Source organism: Brevundimonas bullata, from assembly GCF_014207965.1.
GTDB lineage: Bacteria > Pseudomonadota > Alphaproteobacteria > Caulobacterales > Caulobacteraceae > Brevundimonas > Brevundimonas bullata_A.
The window spans coordinates 107,444-128,240 of the sequence record NZ_JACHLM010000002.1; the positions used below are offsets into that span (position 1 = coordinate 107,444).

Here is a 20,797-nt window from a genome sequence, read left to right on the forward strand (position 1 = left end):
CGCTCAGTGGTGGTGGGGAAGGACGCCGAACTGGTCCAGCTTGGACCGCACGAGCGTATTGTTGGCGTCGATCTTCTCGGTGCGCTGCCAGACCTGGCCGCTGTCCTTCAGGTACATGACGAAGCCGAGCATCAGCGGGATGATCCAGATGCACCACCAGACCATCAGGAACACCGGATTGACCATCAGCATGTAGCGCATGCGGTCGCCCGTATGCTCCAGCACGAGACCTGTCCGTTTCCAGGTCCGGATGTAGAGGTTGATCATCATGAAGCCGAAGGCGACGATGTTGAAGATCGACAGCACGATCAGCCACATGGGCAGGAAGTTGTCGCCGTTATAGAAGCGCCAGGCCGTCCAGATCCCCAGAGGGATGCCCAGGGTGTTCAGCCACAACGACATGCAGGGCATGAAGTTGGCCCAGGCGCGGAGACGTTCGCTGAAGGTGAAGCCCATTTCGGTGAGCGGCTTGCTGAGGCTCTGGAAGAAGCCGGCGACCCAGCGCTTTCTCTGGGTGATGCCCTCTGCGAAGGTTTCCGGCACCTCTTCGATCAGAGGGTTTTCAATGATGCCGAGGGTCTTGCCGTTCTTCCAGAACCGCTCGCCGATTTCGGGGTCTTCAATAGCGATCCAGGGGTTGAACCCGCCCAGGCTGATCAGGTCGTCGACCTTGAAGAACAGGCCCTTGCCCAGCACCCAGTAGGGCTGTCTGGGATCCGATAGGTGGCCGTACTTGCCGCCGTCCCAGGTGATGTGATCGAAGGCGTGGAAGGCGGCGGGCAGGCTGGCGATCAGATTGCCCGCGACGTTGCGCGCTTGGAGTACGTCGAACTTCTGCAGACCAATGGCGGCGGCCTTGAAGTGGTCGGCCGGCGGGCAGCTGTCCGCGTCGATATAGTCAATCGTCAGATTGGTCTTGTCGCGGTGGGTCTCGGCGACCTGATACAGGGCGTAGTTCAGCTGGCGGGTCTTCTTGGGCGGCAGCGCCTTGGAGCCGGCTCGCTTGCCGTTGTGCCACCAATAGACCTTGGGGTTGGCGTCCCATGAGTTCCACACGGCGTCCCAGCTGGGGTCGGTGGTGGGCGGCACCTCCAGAATCTCGACGAAGGGGAATTTTCGGGTCAGTCGCTGCAGGCTGGCGATGGTCTCGGTATCGCTGGAGTTTGGAATGGCCAAGACGCGGTAGCGGTCGCGCGGATAGTCGAGCTTGGCCAGCGAGGTGAACGTCGTCTCCATCGTGCGCTCGAGTTCGCGCAGCACGGGGTAGAGCAGAACGATGTAGGGGAGTTCCTTCTCGGCGGGCAGCGGATCGTTCATGTCGACCCGATGGACGCGCAGGGTAAGGAAGTACATCTCCAGGAGGAAGCTTCCAAAGTATAGCAGTTGGGATATTCCGACCAGCGCTATGAGCGCAGGTATGCTGTTTTGGTAGGTTTCCATGGATTAGCCCGCCCAGAATGTACGTGTTGGATCTTATTTCTTGCGTTCGCGACTAGGGTTTCGTTTCGGATCTTGGTCTTGGTCTTGGTGGTATCAGGACGCCAGCGCGCTGGATCTGCGCCCGCTGGTGCTCATTTCCTCGATGAAGTAGGCGATGGTCTCGGCCAGTCCGTCGTGCAAGGACACTTGCGGAGACCAGTTCAGGCGCGCCAGGGCGTTCGATATGTCCGGCTTGCGCCGACGGGGATCGTCCACTGGCAGCGGATGATGGACGATCTTGGATTTGGATCCGACCATCTCGAGGATCTGTTCCGCCAACTGATTGACAGTGGTTTCGTTGGGGTTGCCGATGTTGACCGGGCCGTCGATGCCTGAATCCGCATTCATCAGGCGGACGAAGCCTTCGACCAGATCGTCGACGAAGCAGAAGGAGCGAGTCTGCTCGCCGCTGCCGTAGATGGTGATGTCCTCGCCCAGCAGGGCCTGAACGATGAAGTTCGAGACCACGCGCCCGTCGTCGGGGTGCATGCGGGGGCCGTAGGTATTGAAGATGCGCACGATCCGCGTCGTCAGGCCGTGCTGGGCGCCAAAGTCCGTCACCAGGGTTTCAGCGAAGCGCTTGCCCTCGTCGTAGCAGGAGCGGGGGCCGACCGTATTGACGTTGCCGCGGTAGTTTTCGGTTTGCGGATGGACCTCGGGGTCGCCGTAGATCTCTGACGTTGAGGCCTGGAAGAAGCGCGCTCTGTCAGCGGCGGCCTTTTGCAGAAGATTGAGCGTGCCGTGAGAACAGGTCAGCGCCGTCTTGACGCGGTCATACTGATAATGAACGGGAGATGCCGGGCAGGCCAGGTTATAGATCTGATCAAACTTTGGCATTTCTGTCGGCATCGGGTCGTTGATGTCATGATGGACAAGCACGAAACGGTCTGACGAATTCAAATGTTCGACGTTATCTGGCCTGCCTGTATGGAAGTTGTCGATGCAAAAAACGGTGTGCCCGTTTTCAATCAATTGAGTGCAGAGATGGGACCCAAGAAATCCAGCGCCTCCAGCGACAGCAACTATTGCCGCGCTTGGCTCAGCGTAGTTTTCATGACGATTGTAGAAATGAGTATTTTTAACCATCTCTTACGATCCCGAACTTCCGTTTAGCTATAATCGATCCATCTGGTACTTATTTCTGTTTTCGTCTATTAGGCGAACGAGGGAAATCCACATCAAGCGTTAGGAATCCTTTAACCAATATGGCGTCCGAGGGTTCCGCCATATTTTGGCTACGTTTCGCGGCGCGGCGCCGGGCAGGCGATTGCGGCGACCGCAGGAGGGGGCGCTCCGGCAGACCCTGGTGTGCGTTAGCGGGACGGGTCTTGTTCAGAGTGGGGGGCTAGGCGGCCACGGTCTTCAACCGCCCCGACGGCGCGCAGACCAGGGTCCACTCGCAGCTAGGTGTTTATCACCCGTCGGCGGTGACGCGCAGGACGTGGCTCTTACCGCGGCGCTGGTGGAGGGGGCGCAGATCGATCAAGAACGCTCGTGTGCTTGTTCGACGGCAAGCGGCGGTCAGGCGGCCTGAACCTCGTCGAGAGTCGTGGCTGCGCCGTGAACCAGCGGCTCGAATATGTGTTCGGCAAGGTGCCGCACGACCGGCGCCGCCACCCCGTCGCCGGTCAGATGATAGGCGTCGCTGTATTGCCGGGGCAGGACATAGCTGTCCTTCAGCCCCATTAGCCGCGCCGTTTCGCGGGCCGAGATCAGGCGCGAGCGGATGCGCCGGCCCTCGACCACCAGAATGACCTGTCGGCTGGAGCCGCCCGAGGGCGTGCGCAGGCAGCCGGCCACATCGTCGAAGCGGACCTCGGCGCGCTGGACCTTGGCGCCGGTCTCATCGACGCGGGTCCGGCGATAGACGCCGCCGACCATGCGGCGCCCGGCGCGCTTGGCGGCGGCGACCTTGGCCAGATGGACCGGCGACATCATGTCGAGCAGCTTCTTCGTCTCGGCCTGGGTGTGCCAGGCGACGCTGGTCGGGCGGTCCTCGATGATGTCGGCGAAGGTGGTGATGCGTCGCTCGGGCGTCGGCACGTTCCACCACAGCAGGCTGTCACGCACATCGTCGGGCAGGTTTTCCACTGCGCGGCGCAGGGCGCGGGTGTGGAAGGGCTCGATGGGTTCGGGGGACAGCAGCTCGGGCGCGACCTCCACCTCGGCGTGAACACCGATGACGAACAGGCGCGGGCGCGACTGCGGCACGAACAGGTCGGCGTTGATGACCAGGGCGCCGTAGCGATAGCCGGCCTCGGCGAAGGTGCGGCAGATGGCCTGGAAGTCCTTGCCGCCGTGCGACGTCAGCGCGCCGCAGACGTTCTCGACCGCCACCATGCGCGGCGCCCGGCCATCGGCGATCAGGCCGTGGATCAAGTCCCAGAAGGCATAGAAGGTGCCGGATCGCTCGCCCTTCAGGCCCGCGCCGGCGCCCGCCAGCGACAGATCCTGACAGGGGAAGGAGCCCCAGACCATGTCGGCCGTGCCCGGCAGCTGCGTCGCCTTCAGCGCGCGGATGTCGCCGACCGTCAGCTCGCCGCCCGTGCCCCAATTGGCCTGATAGGAAAAGCCCTTCTTGGCGTCGAAATCATTGGCGAACAGGCAGGTCCAGTCGGGCCCCAGACCAGCGCGCACCATGCCGCCGCCGGCGAAGAACTCATAGAAGCTGGGGGCCGACGGGGACGAATCGCGCATGCGGGGACTGTGACGCAGGCGGGCCGCGCGGTCCATTTCCCGTGACAAGTCATGCACGGCCTTGACGTGAGCGGGCAGGGGACTACGAACCCCGGCCCCTCTCCCCGCAGGTTCTCCCCCATGACGTCCGCGACGCCCGCCACCATCGGCATCGACTTCGGCACGACCAATACGGTGGTGTCGCTGACCCACGGCGACGGCCCCGCGACCCTGGTGCGCTTCCAGGCGGAGGAGAAAGACCTGTTCGCCTTCCGCTCGGCGCTGAGCTTCCAGCTGCATGAGGCTCGCGACGGCGGCTCGCCCGAGCGGGTCATCGAGGCCGGGCCCTGGGCCATCGACGCCTATGTCGAAGACCCGCTGGACACCCGTTTCATCCAGTCGTTCAAGACCTTCGCCGCCAGCGCCGCCTTCACCGAGACCCGCATCGACAACCGCCGCTATCGCTTCGAGGACCTGTTGTCGGCCTTCCTGCTGCGGCTGAAGCACCACGCCGACGGGGCGATGAACGACCTGCCGCCGCGCATCATCGTCGGACGACCCGTGACCTTCGCCGGCGGCAATCCCAACGAGGCCCTGGCGCTGGAGCGGTACGAGGCGGCGTTTGCCCGGCTGGGCTTCACCGACATCCGCTACGCCTACGAGCCCGTCGGCGCCGCCTTCTTCTTTGCGCGCGAGCTGAAACAGGACGCCAATGTCCTGGTCGCCGACTTCGGCGGCGGCACCAGCGACTTTTCCATCGTGCGGTTCGAGCGGGCCGACGGCGCGCTGAAGTCCACGCCGCTGGCGCGCTCGGGCGTGGGCGTGGCGGGCGACGCCTTCGACTATCGGATCATCGACCAGCTGGTTTCGCCGGAACTGGGCAAGGGCAGCCTGTACCGGGCCTTTGATAACCGTCTGCCGATCCCTCAACGCTACTACAGCGCCTTTGCCCGCTGGGACCAACTGGCCTTGCTGCGGGCGTCCAAGGATATGCGCGACATTCGCGGCCTGGCCTCGACGGCGCTGGAGCCCGAGAAGATCGAGCGTCTGATCGAGGTGCTGGACGACAACCACGGCTACGCCCTGTACCGCGCCGTCTCCGGTCTGAAAGAGGCCCTGTCGCGGGATGAAGAGGCGGTCTTCTCCTTCGTCGCCGGATCGGTGCGGATCGAGAAGCCAGTCAAGCGCACGGACTTCGAGGGCTGGATCGCGCCGGAGCTGCAGGCCATGGAGGCCGCCGTCGACGAGGCCATGGCCCAGTCGGGGCTGGAAGGGACGCAGATCGACCGCGTCTTCCTGACCGGCGGCACCTCCTTCGTGCCGGCGGTGCGCGACATCTTCATCCGCCGCTTCGGCGCCGACCGCATCGAGACCGGCGGCGAGTTCGAATCCATCGCCTCCGGCCTGGCCCTGATCGGCCGCGAAGCCGATCTGGACCTGTGGAGCCAGAAGGCCGCCTGATCCTGGGATGGGCGTAGAGCTTCACGGGCGGCTCTCTAGCCTGCGTGTGCGGTGACGTTGGGTCTGCTTGTCGATTAATGTTCTGCCAGTACGATCAACGGCGACGGGGGGGCACATGACGACTGAAGACCACAAGTCAGTGCCTGTCTGGGAGCGGCCAAGGCCTCGCATCCCTGAAGCGGATTGGAACCCGTTTGCCCGTCTCGACACGCTTCATAAGGTGGATGTGGCGATCAACTCGGGATCGGCGTCGCTTTTTCTCATCGGCCTGTTCCATGCCTTCATCGCCATGGGCGCCTTCAACGGCATAGGCTCAGCCGGCGCGCTTGGAAGCGATAGAGGGCTTGTCGGCTGGGTCAATGTCGGTCTGAGCCTGCTTGCGGCCCTGCTGTTCTTTCGGGTTCGCAGGACGCGATCCCTGATTTTGGCTTGGCTTGTCGTGCTTTGGGCGACCCTGTTCCTGTTGTTCCCGGTGTCGATCTGGCTGTTTTCCGGCTCCATGCCGATCAGCTTTGGCGTCCTCAGCGTCGTGACGTCGATAATGCTGCTGAGGGCCTGCCTGGCTCATAAGCGCCTCGGCGACATCAAAACCTGAATTTGACCCCTCCGCCTCGCGATGCCAGATCGCGGCCTCCGCAAGCGAGGGAGCGCCCCATGACCATCACCCTGTACGGCATCAAGGCCTGTGACACGATGAAGAAGGCGCGCGTCTGGCTGGACGGGCAGGGCGTGGACTACGTCTTCCATGACTACAAGGTTGCGGGCGCGAACAAGCCCGATCTGGAACGCTGGGTGGCCGAGCATGGCTGGGAGACGGTGCTGAACCGCGCCGGGACCACCTTCCGCAAGCTGTCGGACGCCGACAAGGCCGACCTGAACGCCGACAAGGCCATCGCCCTGATGCTGGCCCAGCCGTCGATGATCAAGCGGCCGGTGCTGGACCTCGGCGACGGGCGGACCCTGGTCGGCTTCAAGCCCGAGCGTTACGCCGAGGCGTTTGCGGCCTAGTCCTCGACGGCGGTTTCCGGGCGGTCGTGGCCGTCCGCGCGCTCGGTGATCCACTGGCCCGAGGCGTCTTCGAACTCGATCCAAGAGGTGCGGTCCGGCACCTGCTGCTCGCGTGAGACAGCGATGGCGGCCGCGCGCGCGGCGTCGTGGGTGGCGAAGGTCTCGGAGAAGCTGTCGTCCAGCTTGTAGGCCCAGCCGCCGTCATGGGGGACGATGCGATACGTGATTCTGGTCATGGGCTACTCTGTCGGTTGAAGTGGCCTGACGCTTGGCCTCCGCACGCCCGAAGTCGAGTCACGCTGTGGTGACGAGAATATTTTGACCGACGCATCCATTTCGTCGTTCGGCGACGACTACTCTATGAAAGCGCAGGGGCGATGGTCGCCGGGGCGCAGGGGTAAGAGCGATGGAAAGCCTGTTTCGTGACTTCTGGTGGTTGATGTTTCCGCTGGCGTGGATCGTCGGCGGGGGCGTGTCGAGCTTCTTTCGTTATCGCCGACAGAAGGGCGCGCTGGACCTGATGCGCACCTATGCCGAGCGCGGGCAGGAACCGCCCGAGGTCTTGTTGAAGATGGTCGGTGAGGCGGAGGAGGACGTCGATCTCTGGGACACGACCGGGCGGTCGTCGTCTTGTGGTCGTCGGCCGGCGAACTACTGGTCGCTGTTTGGGCTGTTCTTCGCCCTGGCGGTCGGTTTTGCGGCGACCGGATATTTCACCGGCATCGACGGCGGCAGCGGCGCCTTCATGGTCGTGGGCGTCACCATGGGCGCCGTGGCGATCTGGGCGCTGATCAACGCCATCGCACGGCAGGACGGACGGTCCTGAGCGGCGCGCGCCGGGGGGCGGGCGACCATGACCGACGCGGAACTGGCCGCGCAGGCGCGGGCGGGGTCGGACGCGGCCTTCGCCCGCCTGATCGAGCGGCATCAGGCGGCGATGCGGGGGTTCCTGCGCCGCACCCTGGGCGGCGGTTGGGCCGAGGCGGACGATGTGGCTCAGGAGGCCATCCTGACCGCTTGGCGTTCCCTGCATCGACTGAAGGACGTTTCGAGTTTTCGCAGTTGGTTGTTGGGCATAGCCTGGCGGCGGGCGCGGGACCGCATTCGCGCCTCCCGGCGCGGCGCAGCGCGGGACGCCGCGTGGCTGGAGACTCTGGAGGCGCCGACCGGCGTCTCGCCCGCCGAACGGGTGGCCCTGGCCCAGGCCATGGCGGGATTGACGCCGGACGTGCGGGCCTGCGTCGCCCTGTGCCTGGCCGACGGTTGGTCGCACGCCGAGGCGGCGTTGGCCCTGTCCTTGCCTCTGGGCACGGTGAAGTCCCATGTTGCACGCGGTCGCGCGCGCCTGTTCGAGGCGCTGGGAGGCTCCGATGACGCCTGAACAGAAGCTGGCGGCGATCTTCGCCCAACAGGCCGCGCCCGCGCGGGACCTGGTCTTCATGACGGTCGTCGCCCAGAGGATCGCGCGGCGTCGCGCCGTCCTGTCGGTTTTGGCGGGTCTGCCCTGGGCGCTGGTGGCGGCGGTGGTGCTGTGGGCCCTACAACCCGTGTTGCAAAGGGTCTGGACCGGGGGCGGCGCACTGGAACCGGTCCTGGGGCTGCTGGGTCTGAGCGCCTTCGCCCTGGCGGCGGCCTTCGGGGCTGTGCGCCGTCTGACGCCGGGCTGAGCCACCTTACAAAGAGTTCATGCCGGGGCCTGCATCTGATCGGCGCGGTCACAGCCTCTTGTTATCAGAAGGCCGCAGCGTCACGCTCGGCTCCACTATTCAAGAAGGGGCGAAACCCATGGCGGAAGAATTCATTCCCATCGCGTTTTTCATCATGATCGGCGCGATCGTGCTTGTGCCGGCCTGGCTGAAGAGCAAGGAACGCAAGGAGATGCAGGCCACCCTGCGCTCGGCTATCGAGAAGGGGCAGCCGCTGCCGCCCGAGGTCATTGATTCGCTGAGCAAGGACAACATCAAGGCTCCGGCGACGGCTGCCCGCGACCTGCGCGTCGGCGTCATCCTGCTGGCCGTCAGCCTGGGCGTCGCGCTCTTTGGCTATATGGTCAGCTTCGCCGAGATGGACGCCTTCTATCCCATCGCCGGCAGCGCCGCGGTTCCGGGCATGATCGGTCTGGCCTTCATCGTCCTGAGCATCTTCAACAAGAACAAGGGCTGAGGGGCGACGGGGAGGGGAAACCGTCATGGCCAAGCCTTTACGCGAACTGCACGATGTCGAGCTCGCCGCCCTGTCGGCGGCGGGCGGGCGTCGCGAGTTCGGGGAGCTGGTGCGTCGCCACAGTCCGGCGGTGCGCGGTCTGCTGCGTCGGATGGGGGCGCAACCCGCGCTCGCCGACGACGTGGCCCAGGACGCCTTTCTGCTGGCGTTCGAGAAATGCGCCGAGTTTCGGGGCGAGGGGACCTTCGGCGCCTGGATCAAGCGGATCGCCGCGCGCATCTATCTAAAGCGCCGCTCGAAGGACGCCCGCTATGTGGCCGAGGTCGAGAACGACGAAGTCGCGCCCAATGTCGACAGCGCCGGACGCATGGACCTGGACGAGGCGATGAAGGGGCTAACCGAGCCAGAGAGGCTGTGCGTCTCCCTTTGTCACGGGGCGGGCCTGTCCCACCCCGAAATCGCGGCCGCCATTAATTTGCCGCTTGGAACGGTGAAATCTCATGTCAAGCGTGGTCTGGATAAACTTCGGGCCCGGCTCCAGTCGGAACCGGTTGCTCACGGGAGCGCGTCCCATGTCGGTTGATGAATTCGACCCTGCCATCGAGCGCCTGTTCGCGCGCGCTCCGGCCTTTGCCGATTCGGCCCAGTTCGAGGCTGGCGTGGCTGCGAAGCTCAACAAGTCGTCGCGCTTCCGCACCGTGGCGCTGTCAGTCGCGGGTCTGGTCGGTGGGTTGATCGCCGTACGCGAAGTCCTGAACGTTGATTTTAACATTGGTTCGTCGTCTGCGTCGGCATCGGCCGGTGGGGGCGCAACGCAAGGGTTGAGTATGGCTGGGGTGGATGCCGCCCAGGCGGTTCAATCCTTGCTGGATCGGCTGGGTTTGGCTGGTCTGGACCTGGGCACCATGGGCGGCATGCAGATGTTCTGGGCCACCGCGGGCGTGCTGGTCGCCCTGTTGGCGGCGGGGGTCGTGAAGCTGTCTCAGGAAATCTGACCGCCGTTTTCCTGACGAAGTCGCGACCTACTGCTGCAAAAAGCCGGTCGCGGCGTAATGCCTGCGTTGCGGGCGCGGCGACGACCCTCTAGGGTCGCGCCGGTTTAGCGACCAGTCTTGGCAGCGGTTTTTGGGGCGACGTTTCGTGGTTGATGTCTTCGAACAAGTCGAGGAGGAGCTTCGCTCCGATCGATACAAGCGTATGGCTCGCACCTGGCTGCCGATCGGCGCCGGTCTGCTGGCGGTCGCCCTCGTCGCCGCCCTGGCCTGGTGGGGCTGGCAAAGCTATGTGACGAACCAGGCTGACAAGGCTTCTGCCGCCTATGATCGCGGCATGATCGCGCTGGAGGCCAACAACCCGTCGGGCGCGGACGCCGCCTTCGCCGAAGCTGTGAAGTCGGGCAACGCCGCCTATAAGGCCCTGGCCCTGATGCAGCAGGCTGGCATCGCTGTGACGGCGAACAAGACCGACGACGCGGTCAAGCTGTTCGACGAGGCCGCCAAGGTCGCGGGCGATCCGATCATCGGCGATGCTGCAGCACTGAAGGCCGTCTTCCTGTTGATGGATACGGCTCCGCTGGCCGACATCCAGAAGCGCCTGGAGCCGCTGGCCGGCGACAAGCGTCCGCTGCGCGCCTTCGCACAGGAAGCACTGGCCATGGCTCAACTTCAGCACGGCAAGACCGCCGAGGCCCGTCAGGCCTTTGTTCAATTGCAACTGGGACAGGACGTGCCGGACGACGTCCGTCAGCGCGCCCAGGCTGGCGTGCAGGCGATTGATTCGGGCACGGCTGCCGGTCTGCCCGCCATTGTTCGCGCCGCAGTCGCTCTTCCGGCTGCAGCGCCGACCGCCGCCGCTCCGGCTGCAACGCCGGCTCCCGCACAAGCAGAAGCGGCTTCCGCCGCCGCTCGCCCGTAATCGACGCTTTCAGGACGCCCTGCATGAACCGAACGCTGAAAGTCGCCCTGTTGTGCGGTCTGGCCATGACCGTCGCTTCGTGTGGCACGGTGCGCAACGCCCTGCCGTTCGGCCTGGGCGGTCAAAAGGAAGACGTCGCCAAGGCCACTGAGGGCCAGCGCATCTCGATCCTCGAGTTCGAACAGCAGCTGGCGCCATCGGCCGCCCTGTCGGGCCGTGACTTCTTCCTGCCGGGACCTCAGGCCGCCACGGCCTGGACCCAGCCCGGCGGAAACGCTGAAAACTCGATCGAGCACGTCATCGCGGCTCAAAACTTCTCGATCGGCTGGAAACGTGACATCGGCGTCGGCTCCAGCCGCACGCGCCAGGTCATGGCGCCGGTCGTCGCCGACGACGGCAAGATTTTCGTCCTCGACGGTGAAGCCGGCGTGACGGCGGTCGACGCCGGAACGGGCGCTATCCTGTGGAAGGCCAGCGTCAAGGTCGACGAACGCGACCGCGGTCGGCGCTTCATGGGCATCGGCCTGGGCGGCGGCGGCTCGGTTGGCGGCGGCTTCGGCGGCGGCGTCGCTGTAAGCGGCGGCAAGGTCTTTGTCTCTTCCGGCTATCGCAGCATGACGGCGCTGGACGCCGCCACGGGCTCCGAAGTCTGGCGCACCAGCGTTGAAGTGCCGATTCACGGGGCGCCGACGGTGTCGGGGCAGCGCGTGTTCGTGATCGACGTCGATAACCAACTGGTCGCTTTCAACGTCAGCACGGGCAAGCAGGACTGGTCCTATCGCGGCATCACCGAGCCGGCCCGCATCATGCGCGCCTCCAGTCCGGCGGTCAGCGGCGACACGGTGATCGCGCCCTTCTCCTCGGGTGAACTGGTCGCCCTGCGCGCCTCGAACGGCCAGCCCGTGTGGCAGGAGGTCCTGTCTCGGACCAGCCGCACCAGCGCCCTGTCCGAGATTCGCGACATCGCTGGACGCCCCGTCATCAGCCGCGGCTTCGTCTATGCCATCAGCCAGTCGGGCGTCCTTCAGTCGATGGACATTCGTTCGGGCCAGGCCAAGTGGTCGCTGCCGGTCGCGGGCGTTAACGCGCCCCTGCCGGTCGGCGATGTCGTCTATGTCGTGTCCAAGGCTGGCGAGTTGACCGTGGTCAACCGCGACACCGGCCAGGTTTACTGGACCCGCGATCTGAACGAGGGCCGCGTCCGCAAGGAGGGCGGTATCCTCGGCTTTGGCAAGCGCACCGTGCGTCCGGTTTGGTCCGGGCCGATCCTGGCCTCTAACCGCCTGGTGCTGGTCAATTCGGACGGCGAGGCTGTGGCCTTTGATCCGAAAACCGGCGCACAACAGTCCAGCATCAAGCTGGGTGCGGCGGCGTTTGTAGCGCCGTCCGCCTATAACGGCGCCCTCTATGTCCTGACGGACAAGGGCGAGCTGGTCAGCATCCGCTGACTTTTTTCCTGTTTTTGAGTTAGAAAGCCGACATGGCTCTAAAAGTCGCCATCGTCGGCCGGCCCAACGTGGGCAAGTCGACACTGTTCAACCGACTCGTCGGCAAGCGTTTGGCGCTTGTCGATGATCGCCCGGGCGTGACCCGTGACCGTCGCTATGCCGACGGCAATATCGGCGACATGGATCTGACGCTGATCGACACGGCCGGCTACGAAGACGTCACCGACGACAGCCTGGAAGCGCGCATGCGCGAGCAGACCGAGGCCGCGCTCGACGACGCCGAAGTGGTCATGTTCATGATGGACGCCCGCGAAGGCGTGACGTCGCTGGACCGCATCTTCGCCGAACGCCTGCGTAAGGTGCACAAGCCGATCATCCTGCTGGCCAACAAGTCCGAAAGTCGCGAGAGCGGCGGCGGCGTCGGCGAAGCCCACGCCCTGGGCTTCGGCGAGCCGGTCGCCATCTCGGCCGAGCACGGCGAGGGCATGGCCGACCTGTATCAGGCCCTGCTGGCCGCCTCCGCCGACATCTTCATCGAAGAGATCGACGAACCGGACAAGCCGATCCGCATCGCCATCATCGGCCGCCCCAATGCGGGCAAGTCGACGCTGATCAACCGTATGCTGGGCGAAGACCGGCTGCTGACCGGCCCCGAGGCCGGCATCACCCGCGACTCGATCTCGGTCGACTGGGAATACGAAGGCCAGGCGATCCGCTTCGTCGACACCGCCGGGATGCGCCGCAAGGCTCGCGTCCAGGAAAAGCTGGAAAAGCTGTCGGTCGCCGACACCATCCGCGCCATCACCTTCGCCGAGGTGGTCGTGTTGGTCATGGACAAGGACGACGCCTTCGACACCCAGGACCTGCAACTGGCTGACCTGGTCGAGCGCGAAGGTCGCGCCCTGGTCTATGTCGCGTCCAAGTGGGATCTGGAAGAAGAGCCGCAGGCCAAGATGGCCGAGCTCAAGTCCCTGGCCGAGAACAAGCTGCCGCAGTTGAAGGGCTCGCCCTTCGTCGCTCTGTCGTCGCACAATGGTCGCGGCATCGAGCGGCTGATGCCGGCCATCATCAAGGCCTATGAAACCTGGTCGGTGAAGGTCAAGACCAAGGACCTGAACACCTGGCTGGCCATGGCCACCCAGAGGCACCCGCCGCCCGCCGTCAACGGCAAGCGCGTCAAACCGAAATACATGGCCCAGACCAAGGCTCGTCCGCCCACCTTCGTGCTGATGGCCAGCCGCGCCTCGGACATGCCTGAGCACTATCAGCGCTATCTGGTGAACAGCCTGCGTGAAAGCTTCGACCTGCCCGGCACGCCGATCCGCCTGACGGTCAAGTCCGGCGCGCCGAACCCCTATGCCGAGGGCGGCGCCAAGTCCGGTCCCGAACGCTACAAGGGCACGGCCAAGACTGCCCCGCGCAAGGTGCTGAAGGCCGAGAAGGCCGCCGAGGCCCTGTCCAATCTGCCCGGCAAGGCGCTGGAGCAGAAGAAGTCGGGCATCAAGCCCAAGGTGAAGGCACTGGGCGGTCTGAAGGCCAGCTCCAGCAAGAAGGCCGGTCAGAGCATCGCAATCCAGAAGGGCGCCCGCGGCGGGGCACGTCAGGTCTCGCGCTCGGGCCGGGTCCGCACCGGCCAGAAGCACGCGCCGAAAAAGTAGGGCGCCGTCACAGGCAGCTAGGTTGAAGGGCGAGCGGTCGGCGACGACAGCTCGCCCTTTCTCTTTGTCAGAGGCGATGCGGAGCCGGCACGGTCCTGGCGGGTCTCCGCGTCCGTGCAATCGACCGAACGACGCGAGCCGGGTCGTCCTGATCTCCGATGACCGCCTTCAGGGCGAGGGCGACGAACAGGACCCACCGGATATTGTGCCAGTTCATGGTGATGCTCTCGGTGAGCATGGTCAGGGTATAGGCCGTCATCATCGGCATCAGCAGCCAGCCCGAGGGTCGGGCGTAGGCGGCCCACAGCGACCGGCCCCACATCTCGATCATCCAGGCCGCCAGCAGGATGACGCCGGGAAGGCCGAGCGCCAGATAGACCTCCAGCCATCCGCTGTGGGCATGTGCCGCGCTGAACCGGGCTTCATGAGCGATCCAGGCCTGGGGGCCGCCAGCCGACTCGTCGTTCCAGACCACGCCGTAGCCGAAGCCCGTCCACGGTCGCTGCTGCATCTGATGCAGGATGCCGCTCCAGATCTCGGTGCGGCCGGTCAGGGTGGCGTCCTTTCCCAGCAGGTCGAAGATCAGGTCGCTGCGGGTGGCGATCACCAACAGGGCGGCGCAGAACACCACGATGGCCAGCCATGTGCCGATGATCGCCCGTTTTGGTCCCCCTTGAACCAGAGCCACAAAGCCCATGCTGGCGAAGGAAAGGACCAGCACCACCAGGCTGGTCTTGGAGGTGGACATGAGCACCATGGCCGCCGCGACAGCCGCGCCGACCAGCCACAATCGGCGTCGTTGCGGGACCATGATGGCCGCTGCGGTCATGCAGATGGCCGCCAGCCCCATGTTCTCGCCCAGGGCGTTCTTTTCCAGCCACAGGCCGCGCCAGGCGCCGGGAAACAGTTCCTGCATCCGGCCCCAGTCTGGAAGCAGAACGGCGAGCAGGAGCGACAGGATCATCATGACCGCCATCGCCGTGGCGAAGATCTCGGTCAGGGTGGTCCAGCGCCAGCGCGCAGCCAGGGCGACGCCGCCGAGCGTGGTGGCCAGCAAGGCCATCACGCGCCGCAGCGTCACATCCGGAAGGATCGACCAACTGAGTGAGACGGCGGTAAGGACCAGCAACAGGATCAGCAGCGGTGCGCCGGCCAGCGCCTTCAACGCCGTCCCTGGCCGGGTCAGGACCAGGCCGATCGCCAGGGCGTAGGCGGGGTAGAATCCGTTGCGCAGGAAGTCGGCGGACCGAACGCCATAGCCCGTCATGGGCGCGGCCCAGGACTGGGAATAGATCAGGACGATCATCACTGAGGCCAGAAAGGCCAGGATGTCGCCATACGGGGTCGCGCGGACGAGGGGAGCCGCGGGTCTCGACGCCGCGTCAGCCGCCAACCGAACGGATTGTGCAGTCGGTCCTGAAAGTCGGCCCCCCGGCGACTGGATCGACATTGGCGTTCCCTTAGGCCAGGGCGTCCGCCGACAGACCATGCTTCCAGTCCTTGAAGCTGACGGTCAGCGGCGGAGTGAGGTCAGGGCGGGCCAGTTCGACCATCAGGGGGCCGATCTCCGAAGGATGGGTCAGAACTTCGGGATCTTCGCCCGGAAAAGCTTGCGCGCGCAACTGTGTACGCATCCGGCCGGGATCGACGATACAGGCGCGGACGGGTGTGCTCTCGATCTCGTCGGCCCAGCATTTGACCAGGGCCTCGGCGCCGGCCTTGGTGGCGGCGTACATCCCCCAGAAGGCGCGGGGATTGGCGGCGACGCTGGTGGTCAGGTAGATGGCGCGACCGGCGTCCGAGGCGCGCAGCAGCGGCTCCAGCGAGCGGATCAGGCGATAGACGCCGGTGAAGTTGATCTTCTCGATCTTGGCGAACTCGCGCGGCTCGGCGTGGGCCACTGGGGTCAAGCCCGAGGGGCCCATGGTGGCGGCGGCCTGAACCCAGATGTCCAGCTTGCCGAAACGCTCGAACAGGGCGCCGCCCAGACGGTCGATGGCGCCGCCGTCCACCAGGTCGAACGGGACCAGGGTGGCGTGCTGGCCGGTAGCGGCGAAGATGGCGTCATCCAGCTCTTCCAAGCCGCCTTGGGTGCGGGCGGTCGCCACGACGTGGGCGCCGGCCTTGGCCAGGGCCAGGGCGGTCTCATAGCCGATGCCGCGCGAGGCGCCGACGACCAGAGCAATACGGTTGGCGAGGGGAAGAGAAGCGTGTTCGGACATGGTGCGCTGATAGCGCGCCCCGGCGTGGGTTGAAAGGGGAGCGCTACGGTGGACCCTCTCCCGCCGGGAGAGGTGAGGTGCTCTTAGTAACCCGGCGCGGGCTGCCACAGGCTGAAGCTGACGCCCTGATCGTCGGCGACGATCGCGGACAGGCCAGACGGGCTTTCGGCGGGGATGGCGGCGTGTCCGCCCAGTTCGCGCACGCGGGCGCAGACGGCGTGGATGTCGTCCACGCGGAAATAGAGATGGGGAAAGGCCTTGTGCTCGCCCTTCGTGATGCCAAAGGCCGGATCCGATCCCTTTACGTGGGCGTAGGTCGGATGCGAGGCGTCTTCGTCGAAGGACCAGCCGAACAGACCCGCATAGAAGGCGCGGGCCTTTTCGACGTCAGGCGTATCGATGGTGAAGTAGCCGAGCTGGATCATCCCGCCTTAAGCGGTCACCAGCAGGGAAAGTTGCGAACCCCGCGCGTCGCGACCGCCTTCTTCGATTTCGCGGTCCACCAGACGGGTCGGATAGTCGCCTGTGAAATAGTGGTCCGTGAACTGCGGCTGCTCGGGATCACGCGGCCCCACGCCCAGGGCGTCGTACAGGCCGTCGATCGACAGGAAGCCCAGCGAGTCGACCTCCAGGATGGCGCGCATCTCGTCCATCGTGTGGGTCGCGGCCATCAGCTGCGTCCGCTCGGGCATGTCGATGCCGTAGAAGTCGGGGAAGAGGATCTGCGGGCTGGCCGAGCGCAGGTGAACCTCCTTGGCGCCCGCTGCGCGGACGGCGCGGACCAGCTTCAGCGAGGTGGTGCCGCGCACGATCGAATCGTCGATCAGGACGACGCGCTTGCCTTCCAGCGCAGAGCGGTTGGGGCTGTGCTTCATGCGCACGCCCTTCTGCCGGGCGCCCTGGCTGGGCTGGATGAAGGTGCGACCGAGGTAGTGGCTGCGGATGATGCCCACTTCGTAGGGGATGCCGCTTTCCTGAGCATAGCCCAGGGCTGCAGGCACGCCGGAGTCCGGCACCGGCACGACGATGTCAGCCTCGACCTGGAACTCGCGCGCCAGACGGCGGCCCATTTCCTTGCGGACATTATAGACCGAGTGGCCGTTCACGACGCTGTCGGGGCGGGCGAAATAGACATACTCGAACAGGCAGGGACGGGCGGCGCGGGCCGGGAAGGGCTTGATCGAGGTCAGGCCTTCTTCGTCGATCACGACGACTTCGCCATGTTCGATATCGCGGATGAAGGTGGCGCCGATGGTGTCCAGAGCGCAGGTCTCGGACGCCAGAACCCAGGCCTCTCCGACCTTGCCCAGCACCAGAGGCCGGATGCCCAGGGGGTCGCGGGCGCCGATCATCTTGTAGCGGGTCTGGGCGACCAGGGCGTAGCCGCCTTCGATGCGGCCCAGGGCGTCGATGAAGCGCTCGACGATCTTGGCCTTACGGCTGCGGGCGATCAGGTGGAGGATGGCCTCGGAGTCCGAGGTGGACTGGAAGATCGCGCCTTCCGACACCAACTGGCCGTGCAGGTGCTTGAAATTCGTCAGGTTGCCATTGTGGGCGATGGCGATGCCGCCCTGGTCCAGATCGGCGAACATCGGCTGGATGTTGCGCAGGAAGCTGCCGCCGGCGGTGGAATAGCGGGTGTGGCCGACCGCGGCGCCGCCGGGCAGGCGGGTGGTCAGTTCGGCGTTGCCGAAGGCCTCGCCGACGAGGCCCTGATGGCGCTCGGTGTAGAAGCGTTCGTCATGGACGCTGGCGATGCCGCAGGCTTCCTGTCCACGATGCTGCAGGGCGTGCAGGCCCAGGGCGACGATGGAGGAGGCTTCGTTGTCGGGTGCGCCCCAGACGCCGCAGACGCCGCATTCCAGCCGTAGCTGGTCGTCCTCCGGCTCGCGCCAGTGTTCGCGGTGAACGATGGGATCGGCGATATGGTGGCGCATCGTCAGGCTCCGATGACCGGGAACAGGGTAACTCAGGCGGTGGCGCCGCGCACGTAGTCCGCCATTGCGTCGAGGGCAAGGCTCATTGATCCGAAAACCCTTCGCGGACGGACGAACCGACGACCGGCGTCAGGGCGTCAGCGCCCTTTCCGAGGGTCGGCAGCACCATCTGGATGGTCTCCGCAGCCTTGGCGCTGACCGGGGCCAGGGCGGCTTGGGTCAGCCAGTGCGGAGGATTGTCGGTCATGACGCCCATGATGGTCAGATGCGCCGCGCCGATCAGGGCCAGGGCCCGCACCAGCCCGAGCGCCAGACCGAAGGTCTGGTCAAAGGCGCCCAGCGCATTCCCGCGCGCGCCCTTGGAAATAGCCGACCCCAGGAAGCGCAGGCCGAAATAGAGAATCAGAAATGTCAGCCCCACGGCCAGCACCGAGCCGGCCCAGTCGGGATCGACCAGCGACCGCCCGAACGGCGCGGTCCAGGGCAGGGTGATCAGGGCCAGAAGCCCGGCCAGGAAGAAGCTGAACAGGGCCGTCAGCTCGCGCACGCCGCCCCGGAACCAGCCGGCGGCGCCGGAAGCTAGAAGCACAAGGATGACGAAGACGTCGTAACCGGTCACACGCGCTGCAATCGCTGGAGGAAGAGAGGTGGCCTCAATAGCGGTTTTGGGAGATTCGCTCGACCACCTCGGTCAGCAGGCCGGCGGCGGTGACGACGACGTCACCCTTCTTGACCTTGCCCTTGGCCTGGGCCGGGGCCAGGGCGCGGTCGAAGCCCAGCTTCTGCGCCTCTCTCAGCCGGGCCTCGGCGCGATTGACGGCGCGGACCTCGCCCGACAGGCCGATCTCGCCGAAGACGACGCAGCCCTGGGGCAGGGGCATATCCAGCGCCGAGGAAATCAGGGCGGCGGCGGCGGCCAGGTCGGCGGCGGGCTCGCTGATCCGCAGGCCACCGGCGATATTCAGATAGACGTCCTTGTCTCCAAAGCCGAGACCGCAGCGCGCCTCCAGCACGGCCAGCAGCATGGCGAGGCGACCATTGTCCCAACCCACGACCGCGCGTCTTGGCGTGCCGTATGCCGAAGGGGCCACAAGCGCCTGTATTTCCACCAGAACAGGTCGAGACCCTTCAATGCCCGCAAAGACCGCGGCGCCGGGCGCCCGCTCCTTGCCTTCGCCGAGGAAGAGGGCGGACGGGTTGGTGACTTCGCGCAGGCCGACGTCGCTCATTTCGAAGACGCCGATTTCGTCGGTGGCCCCGAAACGGTTCTTGCCGGCGCGCAGGATGCGGAAGGGATAGCCGCGCTCGCCCTCAAAGCTGAGGACCGCGTCGACCATGTGCTCGACCACGCGCGGCCCGGCGATCTGGCCGTCCTTGGTGACGTGGCCGACCAGAACGATGGCCGGGCCGCCGTCCTTGGCCAGCCGCACCAGTTCGGCGGCGCAGGCGCGGACCTGGGTGACCGAGCCGGGTCCGGCCTCGTGGGCGTCGGACCACAGGGTCTGGATGGAATCGATGATGACGATGTCGAACTTGTCGCGCTTCAGCGTCGTCAGGATTTCGCGAAGCGCCGTGGCCGAGGCCAGCGACACGGCGGCGTCGGCCACGCCCATGCGCTTGGCGCGGGCGCGGATCTGCTCGATGGCCTCTTCGCCCGAGATATAGGCCACCCGCGCGCCGTTGCGCGCCGCCTTGGCCGTGACTTCCAGCAGCAGGGTGGACTTGCCCACGCCAGGGTCGCCGCCCAGCAGGATGGCCGAGCCGGGCACCACGCCGCCGCCGCAGACGCGGTCGAACTCGGTCACGCCGGTGACGATTCGCGGCGGCTCGGGCGTGTCGGATTGCAGGGTCTCGAACTGCAGCCCGCGTCCGCGCGCGGTCGAGGTCGGCTTCATCGCCCCTGGCGGGGCCGACTTGGACTCCTCGGACAGGCAATTCCACTCGCCGCAGCCGGAGCATTGCCCCGCCCACTTGTTGTGAACCGCCCCGCAGGACTGACAGACATAGAGAAGGGTATCGCGCGCCATGACCCTGACCTAGCAGGAATCGCGGCGCGGGCGAGTGGGGATCCTATGGCCTGCGACCGGACCTGACGCAGGGTCGCGCGCGGGTTGCATTGAACCTCATATCCCCGTCATCCTGCCAAGCTATAGCGCCGATACGACTCAACCCCCGCCGAGGCCGCCCATGACCGCTCCCAACCCGCCCGCCATCGATCCGGGCCTCGTCGCCCGGGTGCAGAACATCCTGATGCGGCCCAAGCTGGAATGGCCGGTCATTGCGGCCGAATACGCCACGCCGCGCAGCCTGTTCGCACGCTACGCCATGATCCTGGCGGCGATCGGCCCGGTCGCGGGCTTGATCGGCGGCCAGTTGTTCCCGATTCACATCTTCGGTTCAGTAATGCGAACCCCGGCGGTTGGCGGACTTCTGGGCGCCATCGTCTCCTGGGGCTTGTCGCTGCTCTCGGTCTTCGTGCTGGCCCTGATCATCGACGCCCTGGCCCCGACCTTCAACGGGACCAAGGACAAGGTCCAGTCGATGAAGGTGGCCGTCTATTCGATGACGGCGGCCTGGGTCGCGTCGATCTTCAACCTGTTCCCCGCGCTGGCCTGGCTGGGCGGCCTGCTGGGCCTGTACGGCTTCTACCTGCTCTACCTTGGCCTGCCGACGCTGATGAAAACGCCTCAGGACAAGGCCCTGGGCTACACCGTCGTCGTGGTTATCGCCGCCATTGTGCTGGCCATGGTGGTCAGTGCTATCGCCGCTGGCGTGGTCGCCAGCTTCGTGATCGGAACGGTCGGCCTGGGCGCGCTGGCGCTGAGCTAAGG

At 65.8% G+C, this 20,797-nt stretch carries 23 protein-coding genes; 13 read left to right on the forward strand and 10 right to left on the reverse strand.

Annotated features, from left to right (window positions below; genetic code table 11):
* Window positions 1–3: 3 nt before the first annotated feature.
* The 3 genes from HNP51_RS04950 to HNP51_RS04960 form a co-directional block, all read right to left on the reverse strand.
* Window positions 4–1,353, reverse strand: a complete 1,350-nt coding sequence (locus tag HNP51_RS04950) for a glycosyltransferase family 2 protein (protein ID WP_260398339.1) — start codon at window positions 1,351–1,353, stop codon at window positions 4–6.
* A gap of 180 nt (window positions 1,354–1,533) precedes the next feature.
* Window positions 1,534–2,565: a UDP-glucuronic acid decarboxylase family protein gene (locus tag HNP51_RS04955; protein ID WP_184267786.1), complete on the reverse strand. Its 1,032-nt coding sequence runs from the start codon at window positions 2,563–2,565 to the stop codon at window positions 1,534–1,536.
* 435 nt (window positions 2,566–3,000) lie between these two features.
* The gene (locus HNP51_RS04960) at window positions 3,001–4,176 is read right to left on the reverse strand and encodes a DNA cytosine methyltransferase (RefSeq protein WP_184267788.1); all 1,176 of its coding nucleotides are present in this window, start codon (window positions 4,174–4,176) and stop codon (window positions 3,001–3,003) included.
* Window positions 4,177–4,296: 120 nt separating this feature from the next.
* Here HNP51_RS04960 and HNP51_RS04965 point away from each other — a divergent pair, with 120 nt between their 5' ends.
* From HNP51_RS04965 to HNP51_RS04975, 3 genes are all read left to right on the forward strand, one after another.
* On the forward strand, window positions 4,297–5,616 hold the full coding sequence (locus HNP51_RS04965) for an Hsp70 family protein (protein ID WP_184267790.1): 1,320 nt from the start codon (window positions 4,297–4,299) through the stop codon (window positions 5,614–5,616).
* A 115-nt stretch (window positions 5,617–5,731) separates the two neighbouring features.
* On the forward strand, window positions 5,732–6,211 hold the full coding sequence (locus HNP51_RS04970) for a hypothetical protein (protein WP_184267792.1): 480 nt from the start codon (window positions 5,732–5,734) through the stop codon (window positions 6,209–6,211).
* 59 nt (window positions 6,212–6,270) lie between these two features.
* Window positions 6,271–6,624, forward strand: a complete 354-nt coding sequence (locus HNP51_RS04975) for an ArsC family reductase (RefSeq protein ID WP_184267794.1) — start codon at window positions 6,271–6,273, stop codon at window positions 6,622–6,624.
* On the opposite strand, the gene HNP51_RS04980 is transcribed toward HNP51_RS04975, so the two are convergent.
* Window positions 6,621–6,860, reverse strand: a complete 240-nt coding sequence (locus HNP51_RS04980) for a DUF2188 domain-containing protein (RefSeq protein WP_184267797.1) — start codon at window positions 6,858–6,860, stop codon at window positions 6,621–6,623. The two genes, HNP51_RS04975 and HNP51_RS04980, sit on opposite strands and share 4 nt — an antisense overlap.
* Window positions 6,861–7,030: 170 nt before the next feature.
* Between HNP51_RS04980 and HNP51_RS04985 the strand changes: the two genes are divergently transcribed.
* From HNP51_RS04985 to der, 9 genes are all read left to right on the forward strand, one after another.
* Window positions 7,031–7,450, forward strand: a complete 420-nt coding sequence (locus HNP51_RS04985) for a hypothetical protein (RefSeq protein ID WP_184267798.1) — start codon at window positions 7,031–7,033, stop codon at window positions 7,448–7,450.
* A 27-nt stretch (window positions 7,451–7,477) separates the two neighbouring features.
* Entirely contained in the window at window positions 7,478–8,005 is a 528-nt protein-coding gene (locus tag HNP51_RS04990; protein WP_184267800.1) for an RNA polymerase sigma factor, read from the forward strand.
* Window positions 7,995–8,291 carry a hypothetical protein gene (locus HNP51_RS04995; protein ID WP_184267802.1) on the forward strand — a complete coding sequence of 99 codons (297 nt, stop codon included), beginning with the start codon at window positions 7,995–7,997 and terminating at the stop codon, window positions 8,289–8,291. The genes HNP51_RS04990 and HNP51_RS04995 overlap by 11 nt, the downstream gene beginning before the upstream one ends.
* A gap of 19 nt (window positions 8,292–8,310) precedes the next feature.
* Window positions 8,311–8,787 (forward strand): DUF6249 domain-containing protein, encoded by a 477-nt coding sequence (locus tag HNP51_RS05000; RefSeq protein ID WP_311770660.1) that lies wholly within the window; start codon window positions 8,311–8,313, stop codon window positions 8,785–8,787.
* A gap of 25 nt (window positions 8,788–8,812) precedes the next feature.
* Entirely contained in the window at window positions 8,813–9,370 is a 558-nt protein-coding gene (locus tag HNP51_RS05005; RefSeq protein ID WP_184267806.1) for an RNA polymerase sigma factor, read from the forward strand.
* Complete coding sequence (locus HNP51_RS05010) at window positions 9,360–9,782, forward strand: hypothetical protein (RefSeq protein ID WP_184267808.1); 423 nt, start codon at window positions 9,360–9,362, stop codon at window positions 9,780–9,782. Before HNP51_RS05005 ends, HNP51_RS05010 begins: the two co-directional genes overlap by 11 nt.
* Window positions 9,783–9,984: 202 nt before the next feature.
* Complete coding sequence (locus tag HNP51_RS05015; protein ID WP_221415748.1) at window positions 9,985–10,701, forward strand: tetratricopeptide repeat protein; 717 nt, start codon at window positions 9,985–9,987, stop codon at window positions 10,699–10,701.
* A gap of 23 nt (window positions 10,702–10,724) precedes the next feature.
* Entirely contained in the window at window positions 10,725–12,149 is a 1,425-nt protein-coding gene (locus HNP51_RS05020) for a PQQ-like beta-propeller repeat protein (protein ID WP_184267812.1), read from the forward strand.
* 32 nt (window positions 12,150–12,181) lie between these two features.
* Entirely contained in the window at window positions 12,182–13,807 is a 1,626-nt protein-coding gene (gene der, locus HNP51_RS05025; RefSeq protein WP_184267814.1) for a ribosome biogenesis GTPase Der, read from the forward strand.
* A 67-nt stretch (window positions 13,808–13,874) separates the two neighbouring features.
* Here the strand turns inward: der and HNP51_RS05030 are convergent, their stop codons facing one another.
* The 6 genes from HNP51_RS05030 to radA all read right to left on the reverse strand — a co-directional run bounded on the left by HNP51_RS05030 (window position 13,875) and on the right by radA (window position 19,993).
* Window positions 13,875–15,113 carry an O-antigen ligase gene (locus tag HNP51_RS05030; RefSeq protein ID WP_260398340.1) on the reverse strand — a complete coding sequence of 413 codons (1,239 nt, stop codon included), beginning with the start codon at window positions 15,111–15,113 and terminating at the stop codon, window positions 13,875–13,877.
* Between the two features lie 154 nt (window positions 15,114–15,267).
* Window positions 15,268–16,029, reverse strand: coding sequence for an SDR family NAD(P)-dependent oxidoreductase (locus HNP51_RS05035; protein WP_184267818.1), 762 nt, complete (start codon window positions 16,027–16,029; stop codon window positions 15,268–15,270).
* A gap of 83 nt (window positions 16,030–16,112) precedes the next feature.
* Complete coding sequence (locus tag HNP51_RS05040; protein WP_184267821.1) at window positions 16,113–16,454, reverse strand: VOC family protein; 342 nt, start codon at window positions 16,452–16,454, stop codon at window positions 16,113–16,115.
* A gap of 6 nt (window positions 16,455–16,460) precedes the next feature.
* On the reverse strand, window positions 16,461–17,966 hold the full coding sequence (gene purF / locus HNP51_RS05045) for an amidophosphoribosyltransferase (RefSeq protein ID WP_184267823.1): 1,506 nt from the start codon (window positions 17,964–17,966) through the stop codon (window positions 16,461–16,463).
* Between the two features lie 82 nt (window positions 17,967–18,048).
* Complete coding sequence (locus HNP51_RS05050) at window positions 18,049–18,585, reverse strand: CvpA family protein (RefSeq protein ID WP_184267825.1); 537 nt, start codon at window positions 18,583–18,585, stop codon at window positions 18,049–18,051.
* Between the two features lie 34 nt (window positions 18,586–18,619).
* On the reverse strand, window positions 18,620–19,993 hold the full coding sequence (gene radA / locus HNP51_RS05055) for a DNA repair protein RadA (protein WP_184267826.1): 1,374 nt from the start codon (window positions 19,991–19,993) through the stop codon (window positions 18,620–18,622).
* Window positions 19,994–20,153: 160 nt separating this feature from the next.
* Here radA and HNP51_RS05060 point away from each other — a divergent pair, with 160 nt between their 5' ends.
* Entirely contained in the window at window positions 20,154–20,795 is a 642-nt protein-coding gene (locus HNP51_RS05060; RefSeq protein ID WP_184267828.1) for a Yip1 family protein, read from the forward strand.
* Window positions 20,796–20,797: the final 2 nt, after the last annotated feature.